At 25.2% G+C, this 3612-nt stretch carries 2 protein-coding genes; one reads left to right on the top strand and one right to left on the bottom strand.

The annotated features are described in order from the left end of the window. Positions 1-70 precede the first annotated feature (70 nt). Complete coding sequence (locus QZ321_RS12295) at positions 71-2398, top strand: hypothetical protein (RefSeq protein WP_294197023.1); 2328 nt, start codon at positions 71-73, stop codon at positions 2396-2398. Here QZ321_RS12295 and QZ321_RS12290 read toward each other — a convergent pair. After that, on the bottom strand, positions 2370-3278 hold the full coding sequence (locus QZ321_RS12290) for a hypothetical protein (protein WP_294197021.1): 909 nt from the start codon (positions 3276-3278) through the stop codon (positions 2370-2372). The two genes, QZ321_RS12295 and QZ321_RS12290, sit on opposite strands and share 29 nt — an antisense overlap. Positions 3279-3612 lie beyond the last annotated feature (334 nt).

The raw sequence follows: 3612 nt of genomic DNA, 5'->3' as shown, positions 1-3612 counted from the left end.
ATAATTGAAAGTTATCTGTTGATTTATCATTTATTATCAATTAAGTATAAATATATTGGAGAATTTTCATATGCTGCTTCCATATCAAAAAATTAATTTAGAAAAGTTATCTTCTATGGTAAAGGAGAATACCAATTTAACAATTGTTGGTAAAGAAAACAGTGGCAGAAAATATATCATTGAGCAGTGGAGTCAGAGCAAAAAAAATCCTCTTATAATTAATTTAGAAAAAACAGGATTAAATTGCGAATATGCAACTTTGGTTTCAGTACTAAGAAAAATATGTCGAATAGAAAAACATAAAATAATTATATCACCCAATGTCGGCTTCATGGCATCTATATATACTTTTGGTATTAGTCTGTCAATTGATGATGAGAGTATTTTAAAATCAGAAAAAATTATTAAAAAATGTTTAAAAAAACTAGCAAAAAACTATACATTGATATTCATAATTGATGAATCTTTACATATTTCAGACCAATCCATAGAATTAATAGATAACTTTATTAAACAATATAAAAAAAAGAAGCCAATATATAAATTTACTTTATCCACACAAACTATTACTGAGAGTAGTTGTGTCTATTTTGGGACTTTAACAGATTGTAATTTAGATAAATATGAAACCCTTAGAAATCTCAATTTAAATCCTAAAATTCAACTTAGCGATAAGGTGATTGAATTTATATTCCAAAACGCATCAGATAATATAAGTTTATTAGTTAATATTATAAAAGATGTCAATAATAATAATCTTGATAGCAATTTTGATGCGTTTGATATGAATAATTTAACTAAAACTTTATTGAATGAAAGCTTTAAAAATTATCAATATTCAGCATTATTGGTTGAAATCTTAACAATATATGCAATAACACAATATTATTTTCAAACGATTGATTTAGCTTTTTTATTAAACCAAAGTGAACATGTGATAAATATATTAATGGATTTTGCATTAAAGCATTATTTGGTTGAAGGTGAAACTCAAAATTATCATATCATTTTTGGATTGGTAAAAAAAATATTTAGTGAGTTAGACGAAATATCTAAATATCAGATATATACTAATATTATAAATATGTTTTCTAACATTTATCCATCTGATTATTATAATAAATATATCTTTGCTAAATTAGCTAAAAATTCAGAGTGTGGAATTTATTTGGTTCAATACTTGATGCAAAAGATACGTTTGAATCATAATATTGATATCTCTGATTTTGAAAGCTCCTTAAATCAAAATGAGTATTTAATAATTGAAACTTATAACTGTGCATTTGGGTTACTTAGTGCAAAAAAATACAATGAATGTATAAAAAAATTATGTGTATTGACCGAATTAAGTGGTGCATTACTATATGAAATAAATATTTTAAAAAGTCAATGCCTAATAAGAAAGATAGATAGGTTAGAAAGAGAACTAGCTCTTGATTTGTTATTTTATCAGTATGAAAATAAAGCAATTGATGAAAATTTAAAATTTAGATTGGATATTAGAAAAATTGCAGCTTTTGTTCATACTGGAAGATATAAAGAGGCTCTTAAGATATGTAACGATGTAACAGATAGATTGATACAAATGTATTCAAAGACCAATTCTCTAGAATATAGATATTATCTTAATGTCATTTATAGAAAATTTTCATACGTAAGTGAATATGACTTAAGTATAAATTATGTAAAAAAAAGTGTCGATTTTTTTAGAGATTATAAAAAGAATTACTATAAGGCATATTATATTTCTTTAAATAATTTACTTTCGTTATATATAATTAATATGGACTTAAAAAATGCAATTAAAATAAAAAAGGAAATTGAAGATTTGATAATATCCAAAAGCAATATTAATTTTCCTCGAATAGAGATAGCAAAAAATAATTTTATTTTATATAACTATTTTTCACAGGAAATATCTGTAAAAAAAGCAGTATTAGAATTAGAAAAATTATATAATGAAACAGTAGATTCTGCTGATTATATTTTTCTTGCATCAAATTATGCAGTGTTTATGATGTTAAATAATAATCTTGAAGAAGCAAAAGAAATTCTTTTAAAGGAACTTGATAATGTTAAGAATGAGCAAGAGGGTGCGTATAACTATAGAATAATTATTAACCTTTCTGTGTGTAAATTCCTTATAGATAATAATAAAAGAGCAGAATGTGTTCAATTATTGAAAGATATAAAATACAATCAAGGAGACCCTCATTATAGAGTGAGGAATCAAGAGCTAACTGGCATTATAAATTTGATGAAAAATATCCCCAAATGTAATAATGCCAAAGAATGGTGTGAAACATATAAATCTAATGTTTTAACTACAATTACTAGCTATACAACTTATCAACAAGGATTAATTTTTACTACATTATTTGATTGGGATGACGACTAAGCGTTATTCCAATTATCAAATGTAAAAGGGATGCATATTCCTTGAAACCAATTTTACGTAGTGCTTCTGCTGGTGATGCAACTTCAATTAAATGTGGCGTGGAATTGATATCCGTTACATAATATTCTAAATCTGAACTAATTCTAAAATCAATGCGTCCCATTCCTTGAATATTAATTATTTTAGCCATTTTTTCAACTGCTGAAATTATTTTGGTTGTAACTTTAGGAAACTTATCATCAAAATTATAAAAGTCAAACAAATGATTCCCTCGCGAATTATAGTCTAAATATTTATCACCAATTTCTGTTTGCTCATTTATGGAGATTCCTTGTGGTTTTAAAGAATAAAAAGATTTACCATCATAAATGAAGGGAACTTCAACTTCATATCCTTCTATAAATTTTTGTATTATAAGTCTACTACTATATATTTCAGCAGTTTTTTTAAGGTAAGTGTCTTTGTCTTTATTATAAATAAAAACACTATTATCATCTATTCCCATACTAGAACATTGATTTTCTAGTTTAGCAATAACTTTTGTACCAACTGAAGGTAAACTATCAAACCATCCTAACGAACTATCATAAACCCATGTATCACAAACAGGGACAATCCCTTTTAGTAATTTATGCCATATATATTTTTCTCTAACAAAGCTAGTAGTGAAGGGGTCACAATTGGTATGTATAATATTATTCATTTCGCAAAATAGTGGTACTAATGATTTACGTCCGTGAACTGTTCCTTTTTGGGCAAAATTAAAAACTACAATTTTCTTATAATAATTGTTTCTTATTCGGTGAGTTAAATAATCATGAATAAAATCCATCTCATCATAATAAGGAATTACTTCAAAACCCTCATTACGAAAGGTCATAACAATTTTATTGAATCTTTCTAGCGCATAATATTCTGAAACAACTGTAGTTCCTGAAGTGAAGTCGGAAAAATCTTTTGTAATTTCACGTGCATTGCCAACTACCATAATTATTATTTCATTTATATTTTGCTTGCTAACAGATATATATTCGCTTATCTTTTGAGTTACATTCATTTTGTTCCTCCTACAATATAATAACAAGATTTATATTTATAAAAATAGAAGATAATAAATAATTATCCATTTATAGACTTAATAGATAATTCTTGATTATCTAACTAAACTAATTAACTTTTATAAATTTTAAAACCAACAGATAACTTTCAATTAT

The sequence above is a fragment of the uncultured Clostridium sp. genome, from assembly GCF_910588715.1.
GTDB lineage: Bacteria > Bacillota > Clostridia > Clostridiales > Clostridiaceae > Clostridium.
The sequence above is the reverse complement of the archived record's forward strand: the minus strand, read 5'-3'. Positions and strand labels throughout refer to the sequence as shown.

Coding starts and splice junctions, on each gene's coding strand:
- QZ321_RS12295 (WP_294197023.1), top strand. CDS start 71: ATGCTGCTTCCATATCAAAAAATTAATTTAGAAAAGTTATCTTCTATG.
- QZ321_RS12290 (WP_294197021.1), bottom strand. CDS start 3,278: ATGACCTTTCGTAATGAGGGTTTTGAAGTAATTCCTTATTATGATGAG.